The following is a 26,770-nucleotide window of genomic DNA, read 5'->3' on the forward strand; positions in this document are numbered from 1 at the left end:
CGATTAATTACAGCAACAAATGATCTAGTATCTAGCAATACACATCGCCTCATCACGAACCGTAACCATCCATATAATTTTTATTCGTAGATAAATCACTTGCTGCTTCCACACAACCAATGTATTCTTGAGCAAGAGTCAAAGCCGAAACCCCTAATTTTTTTTCTTGAGATAATAACTCTTGCTTTTGGATTTTCGCAAGTAAAAATTCTACAAAATCTAACGCCTCTTGTTGCTTATCAGGAGGTAATATTCTTACCTTGTTTATAATAATTTACTCAATGCTCATTTTATCTAGCCTCTGGTATCAATATCTTTGTAAATTCAAGTGATGTATTTTAAAATTTGAAATATTATTTGACTGTATGCCATTATAAATTAGATTATCAGCCGCGATCAGTTTAAAATTAGTCTATAATAAGATAAAACTGAAAATACTCAATTTAAAAGTTAATTATGCTTATAAAATTTGAAGAAATATCTAGAGATATTGATACTTTACCAGAAGAAGCTCAAATCTTACTGCTTGATTTTATTCAGTTACTCAAAAAGCGTTATCCTCAACCAGAATCAGAAAATAATAGTCAGGAAAGAAGTCTCTATGAAAAGTTTGATGAAATTGGATTAATTGGTTGTTGCTCTGTGGAAGAAAATTTATCAGCCACATATAAAGACGCATTATCTAATACATTAGATAATAAATATGATCATCGTTGATACAGGATTTTGGTTAGCTCTTATTGATAAAAAAGACACTCACCACGAAAGAGCAAAACAAGCTTTAAAACAATATAATGAACCTTTAATTACAACATGGTGTGTTGTCACAGAAACCTGTTATCTTTTGCTAACTCGCAAGGGAATTGACGCTGAAATTATTTTTATAAATAGTCTGCAATAAGAATTATTTACGATTTTTAATTTAGAACTTCACCATACTGCTCGAATTATTGAATTAATGAAAAAATATGCTGATCTTCCAATGGATTTGGCTGATGCTTCCCTGGTAATTTTAGCAGAACATTTAGGGCATGGACGCATTTTTTCAGTAGATCAGCGTGACTTTAATACCTATCGCTGGAAGCAAAGTTATCCTTTTGAAAATCTCCTATTTTGAAGTAATTATAAATTTATCAGCCGCGATCGCGCAATTTCTCTCCTACCAATGGGACGTACTTGTATGCTGTAGAGTGAAACAATTGCCACAGTTTCCCCATCTAATGTGACAAATTCAACCTCATATCCTTTGCCACCCTGATGTACTAAAACAACTGTACCTATATCACCCTCTTCTAAACTATATTCTGGTATATCACTAGTCAGAATAACCCTATCAAGTTCTTGAATCATTTTTCGCTGTGGCACAACTGCCAGTTCATAATTCGGCAGTTTCAATCCGCCTCTCCTAGATTCTTATCTTTAGTTTATCGCCAGTTGTCTCTTAATTTATCGCCTTTTTGAGCGTTATATTTATTCTAGGTACTATATACAAGATTAATTTATTATGAAATTTCAAGTAATTTTTACCTTTGATTTAGAATATGCAGGTTATGTTGCTGAGGTTCCTGAACTTCCAGGCTGTGTGAGTCAAGGGAAAACATTAGATGAAGCAATTGAAAATATTAAAGATGCGATTACGGGATATCTTCACGTTCAAGCTAAAAATGGCAAACCTTATATTGCTAAAGAATTGCAAGTTTTTATCGGGGAAGTTGTAGTATAAATTGAACGTTTCTCAAATATCTTCGGTAAGGAGGCTGTCAATCTCACAGCCTCAGCCAACTATAATGTACTTAAGATTTTACACAAGGATGGAACCATGACTAACACTCAAAAGATGGTTCGCTTAAATTTAGATTTGTCACCTGAACTAAATCAGATACTAGACGAACTAGCAGAGAAAATAGGCAAAAGTAAAAGTGATGTTCTGCGTCAAGCTATAACCTTGATGCAAATTATGGTTACAGCTAAAGAGGAAACCAAAAAATTAGGAGTTCCAGAAGCAAATCAATTGATAGTGAATGAAATTATTCTCTCATCTGAGCAGCAGCCAAGACAGCATCCACTAGACACGTTTATGGAAAGGCTTGGCCCTTGGGAAGATGAACGTAGTGCTGAGGAAATAGTCAAAGATATTTATGATAGCCGTACTATTTCTAACAATGACATTAGTCTATGACTTATTTACTTGATACTGATACTTGCATTTATTGGATTAAAGATATTAATTCAGTCAGGAATAAAGTTAGAGAAATAGGATGGGAGCAAATTTGTATTTGCAGTATCACGGTTGCTGAGTTATATTTTGGTGCTTATAACTCTCAACGAGTAGTGGAAAATTTAACTCGTGCAGAAGACTTTATTCAAAATTTACCCGTTGTACCTTTAACTGAGCCTGCTCTCAAAAAGTATGGTGAATTAAAGGCAGAACTCCGTAAAATAGGACAAACAGTTGCTGAGTTTGATTTACTAATTGCTAATGTTGCAGTTGCAGAAAATTACACTTTAGTCACAAACAATACTCGTCACTACAGCCGGATTTATAATTTACAGTTGGAAAACTGGATTTCACCTTAAAAATATTAAATAAAATAGAAATGACTGCACAAGGCAAAACCCAACGAATTAAAATAAACTTAGATTTATCACCAGAAGTTTATGAGACACTAAACAATCTGGCACAACAGATTAATGGAGATAATGCTGAGGTGCTACTAAAAGCGATCGCACTCTTAGAAGTAGCGGTAGAAGCCAAGGAAAAAGGCAAGCATATTTGGATTGTAGATGATAACCAAAATATTGAAACTGAAATTATTGGTATCTAAATAACATGATAGATATAATAGATTTATCAAAAATAATTGCCAGTAAAGGCGACAACCCACTAATTATCTCAACTGTAAACTTACAGTCACCAGAAGACTCCGAACCGGAGCGAAAACTGCGAGAATTAAAATTTAAACAAGAACTAAGAAAAGATTGGATTTTATTTATTGTCAGGGATGTGGTAATTTTTCCCGCTGCCATCCTTTTCATTTTTGCTGTCAGCGGTTATTCCCTATTCACCCAGATTTATAGGTAAGTTGTCTAATAATATGTAGCAATTTTATCTGAGCCGTGAAAATCGCAAGGTTTAGATCCCCGACTTTGTAAAAGTTATCGGGTATCTAGTGCAGTATCAGTAAATTTGCGTAACTAATTTTACAGACGACGAAGGCAACTTGCTAAAAGTAGACTCATCTTTATATCCAGACAAATTTTGCTGGATATAAAGATTACCGTGATTGGTAAATCTGCAAAAAAGTAAGTACCTGATGCGAATAATCTAAAAATATGGGGCTTTTAATATTTTCTGTTGTTTTAGTTACCATGATTGCTGTAATTATCATTGATGGCTACAACGATTTAGTCAACTATCGCAACCGTTACAAAAATACTTACTATCAAATCGATGTTCAATTACAGCGCCGCTATGACTTAATTCCCAACTTTGTGGAAACTGCCAAAGAGTACATGAAACATGAGCGAGAAACCTTAGAAGCAGTCATTACCGCCCGGAATTCTGCAATGAATGCTAGCAGTCATGCCGTGCAAAATCCCGGTGATCCCCAAGCGATGCAGCAGTTGGGTAATGCTGAAGGGACGCTGACGGGTGCGTTAAGTCGCTTGATGGTACTTTCAGAATCTTATCCAGAATTCAAAGGCGATCGCGCCATGAGCCAAGTAATGGAGGAATTATCTTTCATCGAAAACCGGATCGCTTTTGCACGTCAGGCTTTTAATGATGCGGTGATACTTTACAACACCAAAAGTGAATCTTTCCCTACCAATTTAGTAACCAATACTTTTAACTTTACTGCTGCCGAATTACTGCCAGAAGCCATCCTCAAATGAAAACTGCTCCCCGCGTCTCTTTTTAGGTATCTATGAATTTATTTGAACATAACGCGTTCACGTAGTGTCTCCAAGATTTGGCGGAAGTCTGCGGCAAGCCCTCCGGGTGACGCTCGTTCCTCGCTAACGCTGCGCGTCTACGATAGTTTTCACAACTCGAATAGAATTGCTGTAGTACAAATAGTTGTCTTAGCAAAAGAGTATCATATTGTACAAAAATGTTTGACATTGCCTAGAAATATTAACTTGCTTAAAAAACTTTAGACAAAATGCCAGCATTCCAGAAATTTGATTGCTATATTAGATTAAATAACTATTCTGGCAAGGATTAAAAAGCTGTGCGGGATGATTTACAGGGCTTGGAAATTAGTCAGGACGAACTGCAAAAACTGACTAATTTACCTGTCAATGATCAACTTTTAATCATTACAAATCCTCTCCAAAAATTAGCAAAACTATACATCCAAAAAATTAAAAGTTCGGAAGGAGCAACTGTAATTTTTATTGGATTTGCTACATTTGTGTTTGGCTATCTTTTATTTGATATACTTATAAAAGTTTTCTTATCATGGATAACAATTCCATCTTGGATAGTATTAATTATCTTAGGTCTTTGGGTTGGTGGTTTGACGCAAACTATCTTATATTTGATATGGAGAAGAAAAAGCAAATTTGTCAAACTAAACATGACAAAATCTCTGCAAATCTTGTTAACCGATGTTGAAAGATATAATAGTGTTATTAGAGCAATAGATATTAATGACCAAATAGAAGAAGCTGGTAATCCAGAAGTACTTATAAAAGAAAGAGAGAATGTTGTGGCAGCGCTTAAGCTTACCAAAGCCGATTTAGTTCGCGCTTTGAAAACAGAAAAGATTTTGAGAGAAAATAAGAGCTTTATCCTTAGTAATACAGAGCTATTCGTCAACAATTTAGCAACTTTAACAGCCATGCAAGTAAGTGAACAGGCTACTGAGCATGGAAGGTTACTCAATGAAGCATTACAAATTGCATTAGATGTGCAACACGAAATGAAAAGATTACAGACTCAGCGTTAAAACCAATACTCAGGGCGAACCTGCGTAACCGAAGTGAGTTGGAAAGCGCGTAGATGCTGCTGGGTGGGTTGGTTTCCAATCTCTTTGCCAGATAATCCTCAATGGCTTTTTAGATAATCCTTCCCACGGTTGCGATCCCCGGTCTAACATAAAGAATATTCCTAAAGCGATCGCTCATTGGCATGGACTGGAAAGAAGTCAGAGGTAACTGGGTAATCATTCCCCGAAATCCCATAGGGATCATCCATTTTTTAGGAGGTGCATTTGTCGCCACTGCACCGCACATCACTTATCGCTGGTTACTCGAACAACTTGCAAGTAAAGGTTATGTTGTAATTGCTACGCCTTTTGTCAATACATTGGATCATACTGCGATCGCAAAATCCGTGCTGTTAAACTTTGACCGCACTCTCGAACGCTTACATGATTCTGGGGCATTACGCAAGCTTTACTTCCCCATCTACGGCGTTGGACACAGTATGGGCTGCAAACTTCACTTACTGATTGGTAGCCTCTTTCAAGTAGAACGTGCAGGCAATATTTTAATATCCTTCAACAACTACGCCGCTAAAGAAGCTATTCCCTTAGTAGAACAATTCAATTCTACTTTGAAAATCGAGTTTACCCCCTCACCGTTGGAAACCAATAACCTTGTCCAAGAGCGTTACAATATCCGGCGCAATTTATTAATAAAATTTAGCAATGACACCATTGATCAATCAGTAGCTTTAACCAAAATCCTACAAGAACGTTTTGATGAGATGGTGACAGCGCAGACCTTACCAGGAACTCACACAACACCTTTAGGTCAAGACATTAAATGGCAAACTGGAACATCTTTTACCCCCTTTGATGCCTTAGGGCAATGGTTCAAGCAAGAAGCATACCGCGATTTGAACCAGCTAAAAAGTGCCATCCTCTTGTGGGTGAATCCTCTTGCACCCCCATAATGTTTTATGACGTTAAAAAGTCATGATTTCGACGGAAAAATATAAATGAGTTAGTAGTATCTCTATATAGATACTACTAAGTTATTAGCCCATGCCATATTTTTATTTTCTATTTTAACAGCAAGTTATTAATGGTGTTCCCTATAACTTTCTATGTTTCAAATACTAATAATTGATGACGACTATTCAATAAAAATACTCCTAAAAAGGATGTTGGAAAAACAGGGTTATGAGGTAGTCACTGCCAGTAGCGGCGAGGAAGGAATAGAAAAGGCACTGTCTTACCGTCCAGCACTAATTATTTGTGATTGGATCATGCCAGGATTGACTGGACTAGAAGTTTGCCAGCGCATTAAGGCAGACCCCAAATTTTATACTACATTCTTTATTTTATTAACATCCTTAGATTCCGTTGCCGATTGCGTCAAAGGTCTAGATGCTGGTGCTGATGATTTTATCTCCAAACCTATTGAGCATAATGAATTACAAGCACGGGTAAGAGCGGGATTACGCCTGCATCAGTTGAGTAGAGATTTGCAGGCTCAAAAGTTGCTTTTAGAATCAGAAATGTCAGAAGCCGCAGAATATGTGCGATCGCTACTGCCTCTTTCCATGACGGAACCCTTCAATATAAATTTCCGATTCATTCCCTCGCGGCAACTCGGCGGTGATTGCTTCGATTACTATTGGCTCGATGCTGATTATTTGGCAATTTACTTACTCGATACTGCCGGACATGGACTCAAAGCTACTCTTCCCTCTGTTTCAGTCCTAAATCTGCTGCGTTCCCGTGCGCTCAAAAGTCTGAATTACCATCAACCTAGTGATGTATTAAAGGCTTTGAATGATACCTTTCAGATGAATTATCAAAATGACAAATACTTTACGATTTGGTATGGAGTTTACAACCGAATCAACCGCCAGTTAATTTATGCTAGTGCAGGTCATCCACCAGCAGTTTTAGTAACCGGTACATCTCCCAGGAAGTCTGAAGTTAAACTTTTAAAAACCCCCGGTATGCCAGTTGGCATGTTTCCAGAGGCAAAATATGTTGATGGGTTTTGCGATATTGAAAAATTCAGTACCCTTTATATTTTTAGTGATGGCGCTTATGAAATAACTAAATCAGATGGCATACTTTGGAGTTTGGATGCTTTTATTCAGCTACTAGTTAGCTTACAACATCCTGTTGATGGCCAACTTGATCACGTACTGAGTTATTTAATCGCTCTGAACTCCAAAGATGTTTTTGATGATGATTTATCTATTTTACAAATGAAGTTTGATTAATTATGTCTTGGAGACTAAAACTTGATTAAATGCGTCTTGATTAGGAAATATTTCAAATACTTTATCCATATTAGTCAGTTCAAATAATATCCTGACTTGCTCACTAATTGAGCAAAGAACAAGCTTACTATCTGCTGCTCGCAGTGTTTTGAAAGCTAAGACTAAAGCTCCTAAACCTGAACTATCCATAAATGTTACATCTTTAAAATCAACTAACACAATTTTCGCACCAGTTTCTAGAATATTAGTAATATTTTGTCGAAATTCTTGTGAAGTTGTGGCGTTTAAATTACCAGTGAGCTTAATAACTTTTACTTGTTCTCTCATAATTATGTCACGCTGATTTGTGTAAATGATGCTCTTATTTCGCCATTATATAACATTCAAAAATGCTTGCAAAATAAAAGCTAAGATTACATATTTATTAATCATTGATAATTAATCATCATAGATATAGATTAATTATCAATATTTTAATCTGAGTTTTTTGTAATTTCAAAAAGCATATTATTAACTAAGTATACCTTTCCTACTAGTAAGAGACCAATTATAAATAAACCAGGTAAGTGAGTTGGCACGATAAAAATTATATATGTTTAGTTTTATAAAAATGTTGCAATGACCGATTTATAAGCTGCTTGCTGCTTTGATGTTTTGTCATAGATGTTGATTTTTAACGCCAACTTACTTGCATCTGATTAATGTAAATATATACTGATCTACAACCTGAAGTTACTGCTTTTCAGATTATTTACCAAATATTTTTGCAAAACTGAGAACCGCTATAAACCTCATGATGATAGCCGTAATTAAACAATTCAAAATTCAAGGGGTTGCAGCGTGCAGCTAAACCGAGTCTAGCAGCGGCGTTCCTCTGCCTGGATACTGGGTGGTAGGTATAGATTATTCTCCAATTTGGCGGCTGCTCTGCATCACCCACTAAATTTTCCCAGTCTCTAGCTTCCAATTCAGCACTATAAGCAAAAATACTATGAAAATTACTCAACTATCGGGGTTTCACATCAGAATCATTAATACATATAACCATTTCTTGACTACTGAGTATTTATGATAGTAACTAGGATCTAGATTTATTTATGTCCAATTACTTACATAATTGAAATAATTTACCTTTGGACTACCGCTCTAGAGCCAAAAATTTCGCTTTCAACAGCACCAAGCAAGCTCAAACGCACACCAACGCTCTAACAGAAGTTCTCAGAGGCGATCGCCTCGGCTATTTTAGTATCCCCAATATCTCTTATTTATCAACAGATAACACAACAAGTAAAGAGTTATGAATTTCTAAGTCCCTCAAACAGCACTGACTTTGGCTCTGTAAAGCAGCTTTTCACCTTGAAGGTAGCCAGTGTAGCGCACCTTGACTTTTTCACCAGGTTGTGCTTTACCCTCCATCAATTGGTGGAGTTGGGGGTCATAAGGTAATTCTGCTCCCACGGGTGCGATCGCTTCCACTCCCCACGCCTGTAAAAGCTTTTCCAGGGGTTTCTGCACCAACGGTACTATTTTGACTGCTGCTAGCTGGGGATTTTCTTGCGCTTTCTGTGCTGCCGTTGGCCATTGCAATAATAAAGACTCCAGCAGTTGCAAACTCGACTGCTGGAGTTCTTGTAGTAATATCTCTTGCTGTTGTTTTATTTGTTGCTGCGAGCGATCGTACTCTGTTCTTAAATCTGCAATCTGTTGTAACAATTCCTGAGTGGGCGCTGTTTTCTCTTGTAATAACTCTACGGTTGAAAAAGTTGTGACTAATTCACTCAATGGCATCTGTAGCACTGGCGACAGCTTGAGCAGCACTTCTACCCGCATCTGCTCTAGCTTTCCTTGGCGTAACCGCAAAAGTTGACGCTCTGAGACACCAGCAGCGCGACTCAGCGCTTTAAAACTAGAAATACCCACCTGTTGCATTAAATCTTGCAATTTTTGGGTATTGGGTATTGGGTATTGGGTATTAGGCATTGGGTATTGGGTATTGAGCATTGGGGAGCCAGTGCGTTGCGGAGGTTCCCTTCGTTGAAGCAACTGGCGTCATCGAGTATTGGCGATTAAGTTTTTTCTCTATTTCCTATTCCCTATACCCTATGCCCCATTCCTATTCTTCCAGTAAACTTCTCAACATCCAAGCTGTCTTTTCATGTACTTGCATCCGCTGAGTCAATAAATCGGCAGTAGGTTCGTCGTTAACTTCCTCTACCACAGGGAAAATAGACCGTGCAGTTCTGACTACGGCCTCTTGTCCTTCCACTAATAAGCGAATCATCTCCACAGCTTTAGGAACTCCGGGAGTTTCTGGAATTGAACTCAGCTTGGCATATTCGCTGTAGGTTCCTGGTGCGGGATAACCAAGCGCTCTAATTCTCTCGGCTATTAAATCAACTGCTAAGGCTAATTCTGTATACTGGGTTTCAAACATCAAATGCAATGTTTGGAACATCGGCCCGGTTACATTCCAATGGAAGTTATGAGTTTTCAGATAGAGTGTATAAGTGTCAGCCAACAGGCGAGATAAACCCTCGGCAATTTTAGCCCTACTTGGCTCGTCAATGCCGATATTTACATTTTTGACTGTTACTTTCGATGACATAATTTTTTCCTAATTAGGTTATATGTAATTGGGGATTGGATATTGGGCATTGGCAAGAAAATTAAGTCTCCATGCCCCATGCCCCTGCCCCAAACTCAAGTCTCTATGCCAAGTGCATCTTCAAAACGCTGCGGGGTGCTTTACGGACTCTGGCTAAAACGGTTTCTTTGCCTAAACGCTGGCAAGCTTCATACCGATGGCAACCAGAGAAGCCATAATATTGTCCATCTACTTCTAGGACATCAATAGGTTCTTGCTGCCCAATCTCCGCAATCGATTCCATTAAAGCTTGCACTTTATTTGGATCGTTTGCACGGGGCAATGGCCGTTTTATCTGATTCAATGGGATTTCTTGGACTTTAACCATAAAAAGTTTATCCAACTGGTTCTGTTTTGTGTATCTAAATAAATCATAGTCATTATGACTTTATTTTGCAACTAGTATTTGGGGCAAAACTAGTAATGGTATCATTGGAGCACTCATGCGACAAAAAGACCGTGCTACAAAGCAATTGGAAAATCAGCTCCAACGCCGTATTAAGGGGCAGAAGATACTCGTGACGCTCGGTGACTCGCTAAAGCTGCGCTATCGCCTTTGGCGTCTCCCTTTGGGAGAAGACTCGCTATCGCTTCGCTATCAGGTAGCCATGAAATTTTCGTTTTGGCGTTTTTCCCACACTGTGCTGACAACATTTTGTCTATTGGGACTGACTGCTGCATCAGGCCCTGAGAGTAATATCCAGGATATGGAACTGAAAATAGGGATTGTGCAGCGATTTGGCTCACAACCCACAGCCAAGCTGCAACTGGAACCCACAAAAGGCGATCGCTTAAAGCTAAAATTTATTGCGGACAACAAGCAGCAAGTGCTGGTTACCAATAAACCTGTAAAGCTGGAAACAGTCATGCAAGCTTTACCGCATTCAGCAGTTGAAGAAGTGGTAGTTTTGGGCACATATCGCACCTTTGAAACTGCCGAAGACAGTGCTAATAAATGGCGTTCTCAGGGAATGGAAGTAGAAATAGCCCAGCCAGAACGCTGGCAGGTTTGGGCGAAACGAGATGTTTATAGCACTCCTTTACTGCGACGCTTGTTATTGCAGAACATCCAAGCTTCTACCAAACAAAAAGTATATCTTGATACTAAGATTGTTAAACAAGTGCCGCGAGTTAGTTGGGTGGTGGATGGTAAACGCTATAGCCCAAATGATTTGGAAATCAGCACTGATAAAAACTTGATTCGGGTGAATAAAAGCGAAAAACAAGAGTTTGCTCGTCTTTATGCTGGACGACTGAATTTGCAGCCAAATGCATACGGCACATACACTCTAGTTAACCAAGTACCTTTAGAAACTTATTTGCGTGGGGTTCTGCCTTACGAAATAGGTACAGATGCACCAATAGCGGCGCTAGAAGCCCAAGCAATTATCGCCCGGACTTATGCCTTGAGAAATTTACGCAGGTTTGTTGCAGATAACTATCAGTTGTGTGCTGATACTCATTGCCAAGTTTATTATGGGCTAAATGGATCTGCTGCCAAAACAGACCGAGCGATCGCTTCCACCAGAGGTAAAGTAGTAACTTATAAAAACGAACTAGTAGATGCCCTGTATTCTTCCACCACTGGTGGTGTTACCGCCTCCTTCAGCGATGTCTGGAATGGCGATGATCGTCCCTATCTGCGCCCTGTACTAGATGCTGCGACTAATTTCTGGAACTTGTCTAAGCAAAGTTTGGCAGATGAAAATAACTTCCAGAAATTTATTAATATCCAACAAGGATTTAATGAAAGCAAGTGGGATATGTTTCGTTGGCACAAGGAAACCCCTTTAAAGGATATTATCAAGGACTTGCAGAAATTTTTGCAGGTGAAAAACAGTCCCTATGCCAAATTTAAGACAATTCAGGCTATGGCAGTAGTGAAGCGAAGCCAGAGTGGACGCATCCTTGAACTGGCGGTTAAAACCGATAACAGCACCTTTATTCTCCACAAAGACGAAGTTCGCAGTGCCTTTGCTGCTCCTATGAGTACGCTATTTTATATAGAGCCTCTGAATAAAGGCAAACCAGAACTGTGGGGATACGCTTTTATTGGTGGTGGATTAGGACATGGAGTCGGCTTAAGTCAAACTGGCGCTCAAAATTTAGCAAAACTAGGTTGGTCGAGTCCAAAAATTCTCCAATTCTATTATCCTGGTACTCAGATTAAAATTCTTAGTAAAAAAATTAAGCTTTAACAAAAGAGGCCAGAGGCAATCGCAGAGGGGAAACTCCATACTGAAAAATTAAGCAGGAACACAGGAAATTTTGTGTTCCTACTTAACACGAAATTAGGCTTTTTGTCAAAGTCGTTTTAAGAGGTACACACGGCATTGGAAGGGTGTTGACCCTAGATGCCCTGCTTCTATTTTGTCAACATCATTAACTCTTGCAAGAGCTTTATTGTTGAGGTGTCCAACTCTTAATAGAGTTCTTCTTCTTTGTGAGTTTCGATTGTCACGTCAGAGGTTGGATAAGCGACACAGGTCAGTACATATCCAGCTTCTATTTGATCGTCATCTAAGAATGACTGGTCACCCTGATCAACGGTACCCTTTAAGAGTTTACCTGCACAGGTCGAGCAAGCACCAGCGCGGCAAGAGTAGGGCAGGTCAAGACCAGCTTCTTCAGCAGCGTCTAAAATATAGGTGTCGTCCTCAACATCAAGTGTTTTGTTCAGCCCTTCGGACTCGTTGATTAGTGTCACTTTAAAAGTAGCCATTGAATAATCCTCTCTTTTGGAAACGGCAGTATAAGTTATTCTAAGGCAAAGGTCACGGCTGTTCTGTGGGATTAGCCGCTAGTTTAAATTTGCTTCAATTCTGATACTAAGAGAAAAATTAAACTATGTAACTGGAAATTGAACCCGATTAGTAATGAAATTTAGTTGCTTAATCAAGATAAGTTTTATTTATATGTTTATTGCCCTAGTCAGGCTGTGATAAGAAAAAACTATCTTAATAAGTAAGAAAATATTATTACAATTGATGGCATCTAAAAGTTTAAATTTTCTACCATAATAAATAAGTTTTGTCAAGACAATGACTAAGAAATTTGGGTAAGTTAATAATCAAAAAGTTCCTCCAACAACTCCGAAAATTTAAGTGCGTTCTGCGCTTTTGTACGAGACGCTATCGCCCTGAGAATTGCCCAATCAGATTTTTTAATCACCTGATTTTTTTGCCTTAGGCGCTTGGAAAGAGTGCCTTCGTTTTAGGGAATGAAAAAAGAATCCCACCACTAGAAGTGTGGGAGGATCGAAAATAGAACTAGGAGGATCATGTATAATTCAGAAGCAGCTTTGGAAAAAGCAAAAGTGCGTGTAGGTTTGGTAGGTAATGGGTATGTGGCAAAGTTTCGCGCTGAGGCATTGCTCCATGATGAGCGATCGCATTTAGTCGCAGTTGTTGGTCATACAAAAGAAAAAGCAGAAACCTTTGCCAAAGAGTACCAGATTGAAGCGTTGAGTTCTTGGCAAGAAGTAGTAGAGCGTGAAGATATAGACCTAGTAGTGATCTCCACTATTAATCGAGATCATGGGGTGATCGCTCGTGCAGCCCTTACCAACGGCAAACACGTAATTGTAGAGTATCCCCTTTCATTGGATGTGGTTGAAGCTGAGGAGCTGATCGCTTTAGCCAAAGCACAACAAAAACTCCTGCACGTTGAACACCTAGAACTTTTGGGTGGTTTGCATCAAGCCTTAAAGCAAAACTTAGCCAAAATTGGTGAGGTGTTTTATGTTCGCTACAGCACCATCAATCCCCAGAATCCTGCACCCCGCAAATGGACTTATAATCACGAGCTTTTTGGTTTCCCCTTAATTGGGGCGCTGTCTCGCCTACATCGTCTCATCGATTTATTTGGTAAAGTATTTACTATTAACTGTCACCAACGATATTGGGAAATAGAACCAGAATACTACCAAACCTGTTTTTGCACTAGTGAACTGTCCTTCAACAGTGGACTTTTAGCCCAAGTAGTTTATGGCAAAGGCGAAAGTATCTGGCAATCAGAACGCAAATTTGAAGTTCACGGTGAAAAAGGTGGTTTAATTTTTGATGGCGACACAGGATTGTTTATCCAGCCAGGGGAAACAACACCTATAGAGGTTGGTTCTCGCCGGGGTTTGTTCGCCAAAGACACGAGTATGGTATTAGACCATCTTTTTGATGGCACTCCTTTGTATGTTACCCCAGAGGAGAGCTTGTATACCCTAAAGGTTGCTGATGCTGCCCAAAGAGCTGCACAGACAGGGTTAGTGCGATTCGTTGTTTAGTGAATCACGGTAAACAGCCCGTACATAACTAAGCCAGCCCGACAGCAGATTACTGTCATAAAGGCTGAACTCTCGGTCAGATGCAAGTGAAAGTCTTGCCATTCAGACTCAGAATTGACTCCTTATCTGCCCACACCGAACAAGCTCGGTTCTTGTAGAGTGAAGCTGGGAACAGGGTGCAATCAGACGACCGTTGCGGGTTGACACTGGTGCTAACAGGGAGTTCCTACGATGAAACCGAGCCTAAGAAAGCGACTTAAGTCTGAAGCAGGGCGCAACAAAAAAACCCCCTGACTTTACTGGAGTCCATTCCCGCCGTAATTAACCCAGAAACGGCAAAGAGTCTAGGGAATCCAGTAGTCGAATTGGCTACATCTAACGGAACAATCAATCTCTCCGAGGGAACGAACAAAAACGAGTTGTGGGTCTAGGGGCAGTCGAACCCCAAGTAGCCCAGACGAGCGGAGGAATCCCCACAATTCGGGTAGGACAGACCGTAATTGGTCTGAGGTGTTCAGAAAATACAAACTCTAGAAGAGAAAATGATTAGACACAGTAAACATACTAGTGAATCTTGGAGAGCATTACCGTGGAAGAAATTCCGCCGAAATCTTTTCCGCCTTCAAAAGCGCGTATTTAAAGCTGTTCAAGTTGGAGACAAGCGGAAAGCACGGTTACTCCAAAAGCTTATTCTAAAATCAACCTCGGCTCGATTTCTTGCAATAAGACAAGTATCTCAGCTAAACGCTGGCAAAAAGACGGCTGGTATTGATGGGAAGAAATCCCTATCATTTCAAGAACGCTTCAACCTTGAAGAATCATTAAAAATGAATAGTGGAAATTGGAAGCATCAAGGACTACGGGAAATCCCCATCCCTAAGAAGGACGGGACTACCAGAATGCTTAAGATACCTACCGTCGCGGATAGAGCTTGGCAATGCCTAGCAAAATACGCACTAGAAGCAGCACACGAAGCCACTTTCCACTCCAGGAGTTATGGGTTTAGAACTGGGCGCTCTGCCCATGATGCACAAAAGTACATCTTTAATAACCTTAGATCCGTAGCGAATGGAATAGATAAACGAGTCATAGAACTCGATATCGAGAAGTGCTTCGACAGGATTAATCACTCAGCAATAATGGACGAACTCATCGCCCCTAAAGGCTTAAAACTCGGTATCTTCCGATGCCTTAAGGCTGGAGTCAACCCAGAATTTCCCGAACAAGGAACACCCCAAGGGGGAGTAGTCAGTCCTCTACTAGCTAACATTGCACTCAACGGGATTGAGAGTATACATAGACATCACGACAAACGAGGATTCAGAATAACTGCTAAAACCTCAGCCAGTAATATCGTCGAGCCATCAATCCGATACGCAGACGATATGGTTATTATACTCCGACCCGAAGATGATGCGACAGAGATACTTGAAAGAATCAGCGAGTTTCTCCGTAAACGCGGAATGAATGTAAGCCAAAAGAAAACCAAAGTTACCGCCGCGACAGATGGGTTTGATTTCCTCGGCTGGCATTTTAAAGTCCAGAAAAACGGAAAGTTTAGAAGTATCCCTTCAGTGGATAACTGCAAAGCGTTCCGTAAGAAAAGAAAACACATCGTCAACAACTCGAATTATGGCGCTATCATAAAAGCTAAGAAATTAGCCCCGGTAGTTAGAGGTTGGAGAAATTACCATAAGTTCTGCAAGATGGACGGGTCTAGAAACTCGCTATACCACATCCAAAAAAGAGCTTACACGGTATTTAACAAGGAAACCAATCAAAACCGCAACTCTAGCAAGAAATTACTAGACAAAGCATTTCCAAAGGTTCCTTATTCCGAAAATAAACACGTCATGGTGGCAGGTAAGAAGTCCCCCTATGACGGAAATACAGCCTATTGGAGCGAACGTAACAGTAAGCTGTATGACGGCGAAACTTCTATTGCCCTTAAGAAGCAAAACCATAAATGTGCATTCTGCGGCTTAAAATTCATCGATGAGGAACGGGTTCACCTGCATCACATCGACGGAAATCACGCCAACTGGAAGAAAAATAATTCTGAAGCAATTCATGAGAGTTGCCACGATTACAAACACATGAGCAAAAGCGCAAGCTGAGAACATCGGAAGCTGGGTGCGGTGAAAGTCGCACGCCCAGATTTAACTGAGAGGTGCGGGGAATAATACCCCCCATCGACTCAACCACTATGTTTATGTAAAGATATCTAGATAAAACTTAATGAAAACCGAACTAATTGTTATTTTATCCCAGCGAGAATTAGACAAAATGCGTCAAGCTGGCCGTTTAGCAGCCAAACTTCTTCGGCATCTTGAACCGTTCGTGAAGCCAGGGGTTAGTACTCTCGAACTAAATGATGAAGCCGAACGTTGGACGCAAGCGCATGGAGCAAAAAGCGCACCCCTTGGCTATAAAGGTTATCCTAAATCGATTTGCACCAGTGTAAATGAGGTAATCTGTCACGGCATTCCCAACGCCAAGCAAATTCTCAAGGATGGTGACATCATTAATATTGATGTGACGCCGATTGTTGAGGGTTATCATGGCGATACATCCAAGACATTCTTCGTCGGCACTCCTTCCCCAAAAACGAGAAAGCTAGTTGAAGTGACAGAGGAGTGTCTCCGCCTGGGTATTGCTGAAGTTAAACCTGAGGGACGCATTGGCGACATTGGTGCAGCTATTCAAGAGTATGCTGAAGGACAAGGCTTTTCTGTGGTGCGAGATTTCGTTGGACACGGCATCAGTAACATTTTCCACACTGCGCCGGATATTCCCCACTATGGCACACGAGGTAAGGGCAAGCGCCTCAGACCAGGGATGGTTTTTACTATTGAGCCAATGATTAACGAAGGCACTTACGAAGTCGAGGTTCTGGGCGATAAATGGACTGCGGTAACGCGCGATCGCAAGCTTTCTGCTCAATGTGAGCATACCTTAGCTGTAACTGAAGATGGTGTTGAAATCCTCACCCTACCTGAAGGCGAGAATTACTGGGCTGTATGACAACATCCTACAAAAAAATCCTTTTGTTTGAGATGAACTAAAGCCAGTAGTTCTAATTCCTGAAAGACTTATATTTTTTTCGCTCAAGGATGTCGTAAAATCTCTGATTTTTTTCTCAGTACTCTCTGTTATGGAGGTAGGATTATGACCCAAGCGTTGCCTAAATTACTCACCTTTAATGAGTTTATTGAGTGGTATCCTAACGATGGAAAACGCTATGAATTGCACAAAGGAGTAATTATTGAAATGCCGCCTCCAACCGGAACACATGAAAAAGTTATTGCGTTTTTGTCGCGGAAATTAACTGTGGAGTTTGATCGTCTTAATTTACCCTACGGAATTCCTAAAACTGCATTGATCCAAACTCCTTCTGCCGAATCCGCTTATTCGCCTGATGTGTTGCTGCTAAATCTTGATAATCTCGACAATGAACCGCTTTTTCAAAAACAGTCAACAGTAAGCCAAGCAGCATCGGTTCCAATAGTCATCGAAGTTGTTTCAACCAACTGGCGAGATGATTACTACAATAAATTTAGAGATTATGAAGAAATGGGAATTCCCGAATATTGGATTGCTGATTATGCTGCATTGGGTGCAAGAAAGTTCATCGGCAATCCCAAACAACCCACTATTTTTGTATGCGAATTAGTTGATGGTGAATATCAAATGACATCGTTTCAAAGTAACACCGCGATTTCATCACCTACCTTTCCCCAATTAAATTTGACTGCACAGCAGATTTTTAATGCGGCTAACTAATTTTTTATCACTATTTTCCCAACTTATTAGGAATACCTTCACAACCACCGGGAATAGTACCTCTGGTTTTTTCGCCACCCCAAGTGCAACAGTAGTTACGTGCAGACTCAGACATCCGTTGCACATTCGTGAAATCGGCATTTTCCACCACAGCGCCAGTTTGTTCGCCGGTTTGATAATCCGGTGGTTCAGTGCGACTGCGGGGTGATGCTTTATCTACTACACCGTAGAATAGGCGAATCCCGTTGATGTCGGCACCATTGAGATTAGCATTATATAAAATTGTGCGCGAGAGGTTGGCTTTTACTAAATCACAACCAGCCAGATTAGCGCGGACAAGATTAGCTTCGCTCAGATCAGTCCAACGTAAATCAGTACCAGAAAGGTCTGCTGCGGCTAGGGTTACGCCTAAATCGATGACACGCACACCTTCTAGGCGGTCTTCTGCATATCCGCCACTACCGTCGAGAATGGCTCGGCCTAATAGCCGATCGCGTTGTAAGGGTGAGAGTAACTTGGAACGTGAGAGAAAGCGGAGAATTTTCGCTTTACCACTGCCATCTACACTACTTAAAATTGCCGCAGTGCGTCCTTCGGCGATCGCTCTTTCTTGGGGCCAATCTTCTAATAATCCTTCTTGATCTAATACTAAGTCTGAAACGCCTTGAAAATAGGAATCAATTGTCTGCTGCTGGGTGATAATATTTTGTTGAACTGTGAGCAGGTTTTGCTGAATTGTCAAGTCTTTGGAAATGACATATTGTCGCCACGCTACGTAAACGGCGATGACGGCGATCAAAATTTGCCCCAAAGCGCCAAACCAATCTGCTAGAGTTCCAGCAATGTCCCAGTTAATCTGGTGTCCTAAAACAAGCAAGCGATCGCCCACACCTGTAAACTCGATCAAGCCGACAATAGCTACTAGTAATCCTAAAAATGCCACAAACAGCGTGCGTTCTTGGGGTGAAAACCACTTGTCTAAAACTTCTTGCAACCAAGGTAATAATATCGCTAGGGATAAGAGCAAAGTTATCAGCGTTCCGATAATGCCGATAATCCAGTTATTGAGGATAACTCCAGTGAAGGTAATGGCGATCGCGATTAAAGTAATTAACAATGCTCTCGGCTTAACTATAAATTCCTTAGTAATAGGTTGGTTGAGATCGGAACGGACTTGTTGGAGAGCAGTTGTATATTGCGGAGATTTCAAAGATGCGATCGCCGCTAGAGCTTGTTGTGTAGCTAGTACTTCTGAACTGAGGTTTTTCTCAGTTGCACTCCCGTCAAAGTCATCCGGTTGCAAGTCATTTTCGGGTGCTGGTTCTGGGGTTGGTAGATTAGAGGAATTGGATTCAATTGTCATGTTTTCTATTTTGCCCCAGCAGATTCAGTTCAACATCTGTTTTATCAGAAATTGCACTAAACCAAAGACTTGTATTCCATAAAACTGAGAAGCGCTACATATAGTAATACGCTTGGGTTAAGGCTAAAACTCTGTTATCCAAGTCAATGTTTTTAACGAACCGCCAAGGCGCAGAGGACGCAGAGAGAAGAAAGAAATGCTTATAGGACTTACGCACACTCTACGAATTCTTGGCGTTCTTGGCGGTTCGACAAATTAAGCTTTCGGGCGATTTTTGCGTAAGTCCTAGCTTAACCCAAGCGTATTGCTACATATGGCAGTTTCAGTCAGGGTTTAAATCCCCTTATGTAATGTCTTTAATTTTGAATTGTTAAGTTTGGTCTACCGTTTGAATTGTCAGCATTTGAGGGGGGGCAGCATCAGGTGGGTAGAGAAAATCCACTTCTACCATTCGCCGCTGGCCAGGAGATATTTTTAATTGAGCAAGCGGTTCTCCCATCTGTCCCTCTTGTTGAACTAAATGCCAGTATTGGGTTCTGGGTAAGCCATTATCGTCATTGTAGCGAACACGAACTGTACCTCGAAAAAAGACAGATGGTTGGGGTGGTGAAGAAAAGCGAAGCCCTGGTTTACTTAACTGATCTTCTTTGATAGGTGTTTGGAAAAGCACATTTATAGTTTGCGGCTTATCCGTATTGTTGATTAATGGTAGAGAGATGTTGTATTCAATGCCGTAGTTGCCATGAGCTTCGTAAGCAGTACCAGGATAACGCGCCACTAGTTTAGCAGTTTGGTTTTGTCCAGTACCCATTTTGCCTGCCAAAAGGGTACTTAAACCGTAGGAAAAAGCTTGTCCCGATTCAGGAATTGTCAGGTATGAACTATTCGAGTCGGTAACTTGTGCTTGCCAACGAGAGCCAATAGCTACCCCCGCTACCCGTCCGTAAATTTCTGTTGCCCCTGCAAGATGATTTGGAGGACTGGGGGCAGGTTCGCGGGGCCCTGCAAAATCACCATTTTCTAACAAGTTCTCCCATTCTTCTAAAGTGGGCGCTCGTTCGCTACCATCGGGATTGGGTTTGGCAAACATGGCCAAGTTCGCCAGATAAACTGGACTATCACTATATAAATGCAACAAAGTAGAACGTCCATTCAATGGCGGGGTTAAAGTCCGCACTGGAATTGGATGATTCATTAACATCCGGCTTTGTTTTGGTGGAATTACCAACTGCGCTGGCCATCCTGACTGCCGTCTGACTCGCAGCAGATCATTCATGGCGCGATCGCCTGGCCCTGCATAAATGTTTCCCGAATTATTTGACTGCATAGCGGGAAGTTTGATAAAAGGTGCATCAGGTTGACTAAGATAACTAGCTGCTTGCAATATATTGACAGTTGCAGGGCGATCGCTGGGATTGTAAACAATTACCCCCAAATAAAGAGTCCGCAAATCATTTGGAGTCTCAATCGCTCTAGCAATATGGTGAGAAAATAAATCAAATCGTCCCTGAAATGGAAAGTTCAGGTGGGCGCTGGGCACTTTTTTGCCTTGAGGAGGAAATGTAGACAGCAGAATTCCTTCACTCTTAACTACTTCTGGGTTATTACTGTTAAATACTGGTACTTCGTCAAGATGTCCTGTTAAAGGTCTTGTTTGTTGGGGAACGAAGATTTCCTGCGGTGGAGGAGAAGGCAATGCTTGAGCCAAAAACAAATAGGAAATAAGATTAAGCATTTATTCAAAAAGCAATTTATCGCTGAAGTTAAGAATACAGCATTCCTAATCTATACCTCCTGCAATCCGTGACAAGTTAGAGGATGTTTGCCAAAACCCTTACTAACTGTTTGTAAAATATAGTTGCAAGTAACAGGCACCAAAGTGACTAACAGATGTAAGATAAGCGTCCCTGCTAATTTTTACAACAAAAATGAAAAGGTTCAGAGAACTCGCATTAGCTTGTGGTGCGATCGCTGCTTTGATCAGTACGAGTCTCAAAGTTCAGGCAACGTCCAAGCGGCTGATTAACCTAGACGATCTGTCTGCTCTCCACCAAGTCAGCGAACCGCAAATTTCTAGCGATGGAGCCTGGATAGCCTATACGGTCAAGAGTACCGATATCAATAATGATTCTGTCAACAACCATATTTATATGACTTCGTGGGATGGCTCCCGCACCCTAAAATTAACTAACAGCAAAGATAGCGAAAGTTCTCCTCGTTTCAGTCCCGATGGAAAGTATCTGACCTTTCTCTCCAGTCGTCAGTCCGGCAGTGAAGGCAATCAAATTTGGCTGCTGAATCTTGCCGGTGGAGAAGCAGAAAAGATTTCAGATTTTCCAGGAGGCGTTTCTGATTTCGTTTGGTCGCCCGATGGCAAACAACTGGCTGTAATCGCCGACGATCCACCCCAAAAAACTTATAACGAACAAAAGACGGCACAGCCAATTGTCATTGATCGGTTTCAATTTCAGGAAGACGGTGTTGGATATCTCGGAAAAAGTCGTGAACACCTCTACGTGTTTGACTTAGCAACCCATAAAGCAGATATTCTAACGCCAGGTGAGTTTAATGAGTATTTGCCCAGCTGGTCTCCAGATGGAAAGGAGATTGCTTTTGTCAGCAAGCGCGGTGCTGATTTTGATCGGCATAACAATTGGGATGTCTACACAATCAACGCCCAACCAGGAGCAAAAGTACATCAAATAACTACCAATGAAGTCCCCGATTGCGATCCCTCCTGGGGTAGCCGACCTGTTTGGAGTCCAGATGGGAAGTTAATAGCCTATCTGCAAGGAGGCCCTCAAAAGCTAATTGAGTACGCTGTTTACCATCTTGCCGTTATTCCATCGGAAGGAGGTAGTCCACGCCTGTTAACAGCAAAACTTGATCGCAATGTTGTTAAGCCACGCTTTACATCTGATGGCAAATCAATTCTGTTTTTGCTGGAAGACGATGGCAATGTTCACTTAGCAAAAGTACCAGTAACAGGCGGTAAAATAGAGCGATTGCTAGCTGGACGCAGAAATATCAGCGCTTTTGACTTAGGGGGTGACGACAAGATTGCCTTGTTATCCTCAATACCGCAGCAGCCAAGTGAGGTTTTTGCCCTCAAAGGCACTGAACTGCGTTCAATATCGCACCAAAACCAGGAATTGCTTGTCCAACTTCTATTAGGAACGACGGAAGAAATTAGTTTCAAGAGTAAAGATGGCACCAAAATCCACGGTTTTTTAGTCAAACCACCAAATTTTCAACCAGGAAAGAAATACCCAACACTCCTTCAACTTCATGGTGGCCCAGTCGGGCAGTACACAAACCAGTTTATGTTTAACTGGCAACTGTTTGCTGCAAAAGGTTATGTTGTCGTTGCAGTTAATCCACGGGGTAGTTCGGGACGGGGTGAAGCGTTCTCGAAGGCTATTTACGCTGACTGGGGAAATAAAGATGTTCAAGATGTCCTTGCTGCTGTTGACTACGTTGAAGCACAAGGAATAGCCGATCCATCTCGGTTGGGAATAGGTGGATGGAGCTACGGTGGTATGTTAACAAACTATACTATCGCCCAAGATACCCGTTTCAAAGCTGCGGTAAGTGGAGCTAGCATTTCCAATATTTTGGCAGGATACGGTACTGACGAGTATGTTTATGACTACGAACAGGAACTGGGCGTGCCGTGGAAAAACCTCAAGACTTGGCTACGAGTTTCTTTTCCCTTCCTGCACGCCGACCGAATTGTGACACCAACACTATTTCTGGGTGGCGATCGCGATGCTGAGGTTCCGTTGCATAACTCTGAGCAGATGTATGAAGCACTCAAAAGTTTAGGGGTTGATACTCAATTGATTATTTATCCTGAGCAATCCCACGATATTAGCAAGCCAACTTACCAGCGCGATCGCCTACAACGCTATCTTAATTGGTATAGCAAGCATGGATTGTGAGTATAAATAAATACTTTTGACGAACTTCACAAATTACCAAGTGGTATGTCTCATTAAATATGATGAGTTTGTAGTAAGCACTTCAGTGCTTAAAAATCTAGGACTAAAGTCCTTACTACGAACTTGTTTACCCATCAATTTCAACTTGACATTCTTTCCAATCAGCAAAATCGGGTAATTTATTTGTTGGAAGTCCCACTTAATTAAGGTGCAAGGGCATTACCCCGAATTAGACTACCAATTGTTTTAGCAGTAATTTTCAGTTGGGTGATCGGATTAGCTGGGACAACCGTCTTATACAAATAGCTATCGAATGTTAGCCGTTGTACATCGAGGTCATCGCACATTTCCACAAACGCCTCGCGGGTGGCGTTGGAACGATAAAACACAGTTTGCAGAATGTCCAACACTTTGTAAGTGAGTCCGTATCTTTTATCCCAACGCTTCAGGTAAACCTTGAGGTCGCCTTCTGTAGGAATACGACTACCACTATTAGATGTTTCTACAATAGTTTCGGCACACATCCGCCCAGATTTAGCGGCAAAATAAATACCTTCACCAGAAGACTTGGTAACGTAACCAGCAGCATCTCCCACCAAAGCGATGCGACCAACAACACGGCGGGGACGGGGATGTTCGGGAATGGGGTGGGCTTCTACTTTGATGATTTTACCGCCTGCCAATTTCTCGGAAGCACGGGCGCGGATACCTGCTTGTAACTGTTTGATGCTGGCTTTATTAACCTGCATTGTGCCAGTACCGACAGCTACGTGGTCATGTTTGGGGAAAACCCAAGCGTAGAAATCGGTAGAAACGTCATCACCGACATACATTTCGGCGAGGTCGTTGTAGTAGGCCATTTTGTCTTCGGGTAAGCGAATTCGCTCTTGGAAAGCGATCGCATAATTGTAATCCCCAGCGTCCATCTCTTTAGCAACGCGAGAATTAGCCCCATCGGCCCCAATGATTACATCCACCTTCAGAGTTTTGGCAATACCCTGTGATATCCCTTCTGTATGGTCAATGTAATGAATGGTATAGGGGTCGGTATTGTTTCCTGGTATATCAAGTTTATGAACAGTGGCATTAATTAAATTTGCGCCGACTTTTGCCGCGCGATCGCGCAAAAAGCCATCTAACACTTCCCGGCGGCACATTCCTATATATTCATCTTCATTTATCAGATTGATATCGACTTCACGATTGGAAGGCGAAATCATTTTCATCTTCCGTACCCGGCGATCGATAATCTCCGGTGGTAAGTCAAATTCACTCACCATACATAGGGGAATTGCGCCCCCACAAGGCTTCGCATTGTCTAGCTTCCGCTCAAACAGGTAGGTTTCAATCCCAGAGGCTGCCAGTGTTTCTGCGGCAGATGAACCAGCAGGGCCTGACCCAATAACAGCAACCCGTAGTGTCAAAGGTCTTTCTCCCAATCTTCACATTTACCGAGAGCATACTACCACGGTCTTTTGGCTGATTTGGCGCTTTACCTCCAGGTTTCGACTGAAATGCAATATTCCTTAATGTTTCGATACGAAAAGCGAGATGGCGGATGGATCGCATTTACTAGTGGGAATCATAACAATTCATTTAGCTTGAAGCGTAAGTTTTACCCCACCCTAACCCTCCCCAATATATCGGGGAGGGAACTAGATTTTCTTTTTTCCCCCCTTTATAAGGGGGGACTAAGGGGGGTAATTCGACTTGGTACAACCAGAGAGGTTAATTTCCTTACTCTCCATGCCCAAATTTGTGCGATCGCATTTACTAGTGGGAATCATAACAATTCATTTAGCTTGAAGCGTAAGTTTTACCCCACCCTAACCCTCCCCGATATATTGGGGAGGGAACTAGATTTTCTTTTTTCCCCCCTTTATAAGGGGGGACTTAGGGGGGTAATTCGACTTGTGTGTACAACCAGAGAGGTTAATTTCCTTACTCCCCATGCCCAAATTTGTGCGATCGCATTTATTCAGTGGGAATCATAACAAATAGATTCACCACAGTAAATATCCAATGGCTTACCAAAACATTACAGGCTCCCTTTCCCCAGCAGATATCCAAGAAATTAAAGCAGCCTTTGCGACTATCCAAGCAAAGATGCCTTTTCTCGTGACTCTGAGTGTAGAAGAACGACGCAAGTTATTTAAGATGGGCGATAAAAGCCTAGCTTTTGTCAACACTAGCCTGACTGCTGCCCAATCTAACCGAGAAATTCTCCCAGCCAGCTTTGATGTAAATGATTTTGTGCGGGATTATCAATTAGCAATCACACTTACTGAGCTTTTGATTGGATTGCGACAATTGACAGAACAAGTAGATGATACCTTAATGGCAGTCGGCAGCGAAGCAATGGGCAGCAGTTTGACAGTTTATGATTACGTCAAGACTGCTGCAAAGAAAACTCCAGGGTTAAAAACGATTGCCGAACAGTTAGGGGAACGGTTTAAAGCTATTAAAAGTAAACCTGCTAAAACTAACTCTGATTTATAGGCAAATATTGCTATTCGGTTTATAGCCGTTCTCGCTTGCGTCAAATACAACCATTCGTAGGGGCACAGCAATGCTGTGCCCCTACCGCGTATCTAGTGTACTGCATTCAAACAATAAGTGCTGTAGTCTCTGAACTCCGTGAATGAGTAGTTAAACCTCATTAATGAGTCTTTAATACTCGCGGGAGAGTCTTTTATACTCGTGAGCGAGTCTTTTATACTCGTGAGCGAGTCTTTTATACTCGCGGGAGAGTCTTTTATACTCGTGGACGAGTCTTTTATACTCGCGGGAGAGTCTTTTATACTCGCGGGAGAGTCTTTGATACTCATCGGCGAGTCTTTGATACTCATCGGCGAGTCTTTGATACTCGTGGACGAGTCTTTGATACTCGTCAATCAAAATTAAGGCATTTTCAAATAAAAAATATTTAACTATTTTTTTGGGATGGGCATCTTACCCGTCCTATGAATTGTGAAAGTGAGAGAGCTTACCCCACAATATCTAACTTTTTAAATCAGGAATTAGGAACTGTAAGGTTGTTGTTATACCCATAACCGCATGTAATCTGCTGCCTTGCTCTCTATTATGCTCACCATACTCTGCCACACCAGCAAGCGATCACTCTTTTTCCTTTTCTGTTTCACCCTACTCCTGACTTTCTTCCTCTCTCTACCTTGGGTAAACGCTGAAGAAAAGCTTCAGCCAGAAGCATGGCAGATTAACGGTATCGTAGCAGCCCTAAAAGACCCAATACCTAAAGTTAGGGCTAAAGCAGCAGAACACTTTCAGCAATATCAGCTAGATAACCCTAAATCTCAGATAAAAAACTATGATGAGCTTGTAAAACAGTTTGCCAAACAGTTGCAGGATAAAGATCCACCAGTTTCCCGTAAAGCAGCAGCACAGGCATTAGGGCAGATGCAAGCCAAGGAACAAGCTCCACAACTTACCCTCATGCTCAAAGATCCTGACTCTGATGTCCGTAATGCAGCAGCACAGGCATTAGGGCAGATGCAAGCCAAGGAACAAGCTCCACAAGTTGCAAAACTGCTTACAGATTCTAACTTTG

At 41.4% G+C, this 26,770-nt stretch carries 34 protein-coding genes; 22 read left to right on the forward strand and 12 right to left on the reverse strand.

What is annotated here, in order from left to right:
* Window positions 1–52: 52 nt before the first annotated feature.
* Window positions 53–274, reverse strand: a complete 222-nt coding sequence (locus tag V7K35_RS28290) for a DUF2281 domain-containing protein (protein ID WP_335083694.1) — start codon at window positions 272–274, stop codon at window positions 53–55.
* 182 nt (window positions 275–456) lie between these two features.
* Here V7K35_RS28290 and V7K35_RS28295 point away from each other — a divergent pair, with 182 nt between their 5' ends.
* The 3 genes from V7K35_RS28295 to V7K35_RS28305 are packed head-to-tail and all read left to right on the forward strand — an operon-like array spanning window position 457 to window position 1,117.
* Window positions 457–717: a DUF2281 domain-containing protein gene (locus V7K35_RS28295; RefSeq protein WP_335083636.1), complete on the forward strand. Its 261-nt coding sequence runs from the start codon at window positions 457–459 to the stop codon at window positions 715–717.
* Window positions 704–901 carry a type II toxin-antitoxin system VapC family toxin gene (locus tag V7K35_RS28300; RefSeq protein WP_335083638.1) on the forward strand — a complete coding sequence of 66 codons (198 nt, stop codon included), beginning with the start codon at window positions 704–706 and terminating at the stop codon, window positions 899–901. The genes V7K35_RS28295 and V7K35_RS28300 overlap by 14 nt, the downstream gene beginning before the upstream one ends.
* A gap of 57 nt (window positions 902–958) precedes the next feature.
* Window positions 959–1,117 (forward strand): hypothetical protein, encoded by a 159-nt coding sequence (locus V7K35_RS28305; RefSeq protein WP_335083640.1) that lies wholly within the window; start codon window positions 959–961, stop codon window positions 1,115–1,117.
* A gap of 5 nt (window positions 1,118–1,122) precedes the next feature.
* On the opposite strand, the gene V7K35_RS28310 is transcribed toward V7K35_RS28305, so the two are convergent.
* A complete protein-coding gene (locus tag V7K35_RS28310; RefSeq protein WP_335083642.1) occupies window positions 1,123–1,395 on the reverse strand; it encodes a DUF4926 domain-containing protein in 273 nt (90 codons plus the stop codon).
* A 109-nt stretch (window positions 1,396–1,504) separates the two neighbouring features.
* Between V7K35_RS28310 and V7K35_RS28315 the strand changes: the two genes are divergently transcribed.
* The 7 genes from V7K35_RS28315 (at window position 1,505) to V7K35_RS28345 (ending at window position 4,952) form a co-directional block, all read left to right on the forward strand.
* Window positions 1,505–1,723 carry a type II toxin-antitoxin system HicB family antitoxin gene (locus V7K35_RS28315; RefSeq protein ID WP_335083644.1) on the forward strand — a complete coding sequence of 73 codons (219 nt, stop codon included), beginning with the start codon at window positions 1,505–1,507 and terminating at the stop codon, window positions 1,721–1,723.
* A gap of 96 nt (window positions 1,724–1,819) precedes the next feature.
* Window positions 1,820–2,179, forward strand: a complete 360-nt coding sequence (locus V7K35_RS28320) for a ribbon-helix-helix protein, CopG family (protein WP_335083646.1) — start codon at window positions 1,820–1,822, stop codon at window positions 2,177–2,179.
* Window positions 2,176–2,577, forward strand: a complete 402-nt coding sequence (locus V7K35_RS28325; protein ID WP_335083648.1) for a type II toxin-antitoxin system VapC family toxin — start codon at window positions 2,176–2,178, stop codon at window positions 2,575–2,577. Before V7K35_RS28320 ends, V7K35_RS28325 begins: the two co-directional genes overlap by 4 nt.
* Before the next feature lie 20 nt (window positions 2,578–2,597).
* Window positions 2,598–2,825 (forward strand): DNA-binding protein, encoded by a 228-nt coding sequence (locus V7K35_RS28330; protein WP_335083650.1) that lies wholly within the window; start codon window positions 2,598–2,600, stop codon window positions 2,823–2,825.
* Between the two features lie 5 nt (window positions 2,826–2,830).
* Window positions 2,831–3,082, forward strand: coding sequence for a hypothetical protein (locus V7K35_RS28335; RefSeq protein WP_335083652.1), 252 nt, complete (start codon window positions 2,831–2,833; stop codon window positions 3,080–3,082).
* A 251-nt stretch (window positions 3,083–3,333) separates the two neighbouring features.
* Window positions 3,334–3,894 (forward strand): LemA family protein, encoded by a 561-nt coding sequence (locus tag V7K35_RS28340; protein WP_335083654.1) that lies wholly within the window; start codon window positions 3,334–3,336, stop codon window positions 3,892–3,894.
* A 338-nt stretch (window positions 3,895–4,232) separates the two neighbouring features.
* On the forward strand, window positions 4,233–4,952 hold the full coding sequence (locus V7K35_RS28345) for a hypothetical protein (RefSeq protein ID WP_335083656.1): 720 nt from the start codon (window positions 4,233–4,235) through the stop codon (window positions 4,950–4,952).
* A gap of 9 nt (window positions 4,953–4,961) precedes the next feature.
* Here V7K35_RS28345 and V7K35_RS28350 read toward each other — a convergent pair whose 3' ends face one another.
* Entirely contained in the window at window positions 4,962–5,102 is a 141-nt protein-coding gene (locus tag V7K35_RS28350) for a hypothetical protein (RefSeq protein WP_335083658.1), read from the reverse strand.
* 32 nt (window positions 5,103–5,134) lie between these two features.
* Between V7K35_RS28350 and V7K35_RS28355 the strand changes: the two genes are divergently transcribed.
* Window positions 5,135–5,902, forward strand: coding sequence for a DUF1350 family protein (locus V7K35_RS28355; RefSeq protein WP_335083660.1), 768 nt, complete (start codon window positions 5,135–5,137; stop codon window positions 5,900–5,902).
* A gap of 153 nt (window positions 5,903–6,055) precedes the next feature.
* Window positions 6,056–7,192 carry a PP2C family protein-serine/threonine phosphatase gene (locus V7K35_RS28360; RefSeq protein ID WP_335083662.1) on the forward strand — a complete coding sequence of 379 codons (1,137 nt, stop codon included), beginning with the start codon at window positions 6,056–6,058 and terminating at the stop codon, window positions 7,190–7,192.
* Here the strand turns inward: V7K35_RS28360 and V7K35_RS28365 are convergent, their stop codons facing one another.
* Together V7K35_RS28365 and V7K35_RS28370 are read right to left on the reverse strand one after the other, a co-directional pair.
* A complete protein-coding gene (locus V7K35_RS28365; RefSeq protein ID WP_335083664.1) occupies window positions 7,193–7,519 on the reverse strand; it encodes an STAS domain-containing protein in 327 nt (108 codons plus the stop codon). It lies immediately after the preceding gene.
* A 424-nt stretch (window positions 7,520–7,943) separates the two neighbouring features.
* Entirely contained in the window at window positions 7,944–8,198 is a 255-nt protein-coding gene (locus V7K35_RS28370; protein WP_335083666.1) for a hypothetical protein, read from the reverse strand.
* Window positions 8,199–8,325: 127 nt separating this feature from the next.
* On the opposite strand from V7K35_RS28370, the gene V7K35_RS28375 reads away from it, so the two are divergent.
* Window positions 8,326–8,493, forward strand: a complete 168-nt coding sequence (locus tag V7K35_RS28375) for a hypothetical protein (protein ID WP_335083668.1) — start codon at window positions 8,326–8,328, stop codon at window positions 8,491–8,493.
* Window positions 8,494–8,506: 13 nt separating this feature from the next.
* Here V7K35_RS28375 and grpE read toward each other — a convergent pair whose 3' ends face one another.
* From grpE to V7K35_RS28390, 3 genes are all read right to left on the reverse strand, one after another.
* Window positions 8,507–9,172 carry a nucleotide exchange factor GrpE gene (gene grpE, locus V7K35_RS28380; protein WP_335083669.1) on the reverse strand — a complete coding sequence of 222 codons (666 nt, stop codon included), beginning with the start codon at window positions 9,170–9,172 and terminating at the stop codon, window positions 8,507–8,509.
* 133 nt (window positions 9,173–9,305) lie between these two features.
* Window positions 9,306–9,797, reverse strand: a complete 492-nt coding sequence (locus V7K35_RS28385; RefSeq protein ID WP_298916505.1) for a Dps family protein — start codon at window positions 9,795–9,797, stop codon at window positions 9,306–9,308.
* 103 nt (window positions 9,798–9,900) lie between these two features.
* On the reverse strand, window positions 9,901–10,164 hold the full coding sequence (locus V7K35_RS28390; protein WP_334795150.1) for a sulfiredoxin: 264 nt from the start codon (window positions 10,162–10,164) through the stop codon (window positions 9,901–9,903).
* A gap of 115 nt (window positions 10,165–10,279) precedes the next feature.
* Between V7K35_RS28390 and V7K35_RS28395 the strand changes: the two genes are divergently transcribed.
* Window positions 10,280–12,034 (forward strand): SpoIID/LytB domain-containing protein, encoded by a 1,755-nt coding sequence (locus V7K35_RS28395; protein ID WP_442939775.1) that lies wholly within the window; start codon window positions 10,280–10,282, stop codon window positions 12,032–12,034.
* Window positions 12,035–12,258: 224 nt separating this feature from the next.
* Here the strand turns inward: V7K35_RS28395 and V7K35_RS28400 are convergent, their stop codons facing one another.
* Window positions 12,259–12,558 carry a ferredoxin gene (locus V7K35_RS28400; RefSeq protein WP_273763405.1) on the reverse strand — a complete coding sequence of 100 codons (300 nt, stop codon included), beginning with the start codon at window positions 12,556–12,558 and terminating at the stop codon, window positions 12,259–12,261.
* A gap of 558 nt (window positions 12,559–13,116) precedes the next feature.
* Between V7K35_RS28400 and V7K35_RS28405 the strand changes: the two genes are divergently transcribed.
* From V7K35_RS28405 to V7K35_RS28420, 4 genes are all read left to right on the forward strand, one after another.
* On the forward strand, window positions 13,117–14,115 hold the full coding sequence (locus V7K35_RS28405) for a Gfo/Idh/MocA family protein (RefSeq protein ID WP_335083671.1): 999 nt from the start codon (window positions 13,117–13,119) through the stop codon (window positions 14,113–14,115).
* Between the two features lie 542 nt (window positions 14,116–14,657).
* Window positions 14,658–16,232 (forward strand): group II intron reverse transcriptase/maturase, encoded by a 1,575-nt coding sequence (locus V7K35_RS28410; protein WP_335083673.1) that lies wholly within the window; start codon window positions 14,658–14,660, stop codon window positions 16,230–16,232.
* 121 nt (window positions 16,233–16,353) lie between these two features.
* A complete protein-coding gene (gene map, locus V7K35_RS28415) occupies window positions 16,354–17,139 on the forward strand; it encodes a type I methionyl aminopeptidase (RefSeq protein ID WP_335083675.1) in 786 nt (261 codons plus the stop codon).
* Window positions 17,140–17,283: 144 nt separating this feature from the next.
* Window positions 17,284–17,898, forward strand: coding sequence for a Uma2 family endonuclease (locus tag V7K35_RS28420; RefSeq protein ID WP_335083677.1), 615 nt, complete (start codon window positions 17,284–17,286; stop codon window positions 17,896–17,898).
* A gap of 10 nt (window positions 17,899–17,908) precedes the next feature.
* Here V7K35_RS28420 and V7K35_RS28425 read toward each other — a convergent pair whose 3' ends face one another.
* Window positions 17,909–19,261 (reverse strand): pentapeptide repeat-containing protein, encoded by a 1,353-nt coding sequence (locus V7K35_RS28425; RefSeq protein ID WP_335083679.1) that lies wholly within the window; start codon window positions 19,259–19,261, stop codon window positions 17,909–17,911.
* 370 nt (window positions 19,262–19,631) lie between these two features.
* Window positions 19,632–20,996 carry a DUF3370 domain-containing protein gene (locus V7K35_RS28430; protein ID WP_335083682.1) on the reverse strand — a complete coding sequence of 455 codons (1,365 nt, stop codon included), beginning with the start codon at window positions 20,994–20,996 and terminating at the stop codon, window positions 19,632–19,634.
* A 193-nt stretch (window positions 20,997–21,189) separates the two neighbouring features.
* On the opposite strand from V7K35_RS28430, the gene V7K35_RS28435 reads away from it, so the two are divergent.
* Window positions 21,190–23,202, forward strand: a complete 2,013-nt coding sequence (locus V7K35_RS28435; RefSeq protein WP_335083684.1) for a S9 family peptidase — start codon at window positions 21,190–21,192, stop codon at window positions 23,200–23,202.
* A 203-nt stretch (window positions 23,203–23,405) separates the two neighbouring features.
* On the opposite strand, the gene chlP is transcribed toward V7K35_RS28435, so the two are convergent.
* Window positions 23,406–24,626 carry a geranylgeranyl reductase gene (gene chlP, locus V7K35_RS28440; RefSeq protein ID WP_335083686.1) on the reverse strand — a complete coding sequence of 407 codons (1,221 nt, stop codon included), beginning with the start codon at window positions 24,624–24,626 and terminating at the stop codon, window positions 23,406–23,408.
* 598 nt (window positions 24,627–25,224) lie between these two features.
* Between chlP and V7K35_RS28445 the strand changes: the two genes are divergently transcribed.
* The 3 genes from V7K35_RS28445 to V7K35_RS28455 form a co-directional block, all read left to right on the forward strand.
* Window positions 25,225–25,701 carry a hypothetical protein gene (locus tag V7K35_RS28445; RefSeq protein WP_335083688.1) on the forward strand — a complete coding sequence of 159 codons (477 nt, stop codon included), beginning with the start codon at window positions 25,225–25,227 and terminating at the stop codon, window positions 25,699–25,701.
* 201 nt (window positions 25,702–25,902) lie between these two features.
* Entirely contained in the window at window positions 25,903–26,106 is a 204-nt protein-coding gene (locus tag V7K35_RS28450; protein WP_335083690.1) for a hypothetical protein, read from the forward strand.
* Between the two features lie 180 nt (window positions 26,107–26,286).
* Window positions 26,287–26,770, forward strand: a 484-nt coding sequence (locus V7K35_RS28455; RefSeq protein WP_335083692.1) for a HEAT repeat domain-containing protein, incomplete at its 3' end; no start/stop codon positions are given.

It is taken from the genome of Nostoc sp., assembly GCF_036917275.1.
GTDB lineage: Bacteria > Cyanobacteriota > Cyanobacteriia > Cyanobacteriales > Nostocaceae > Nostoc.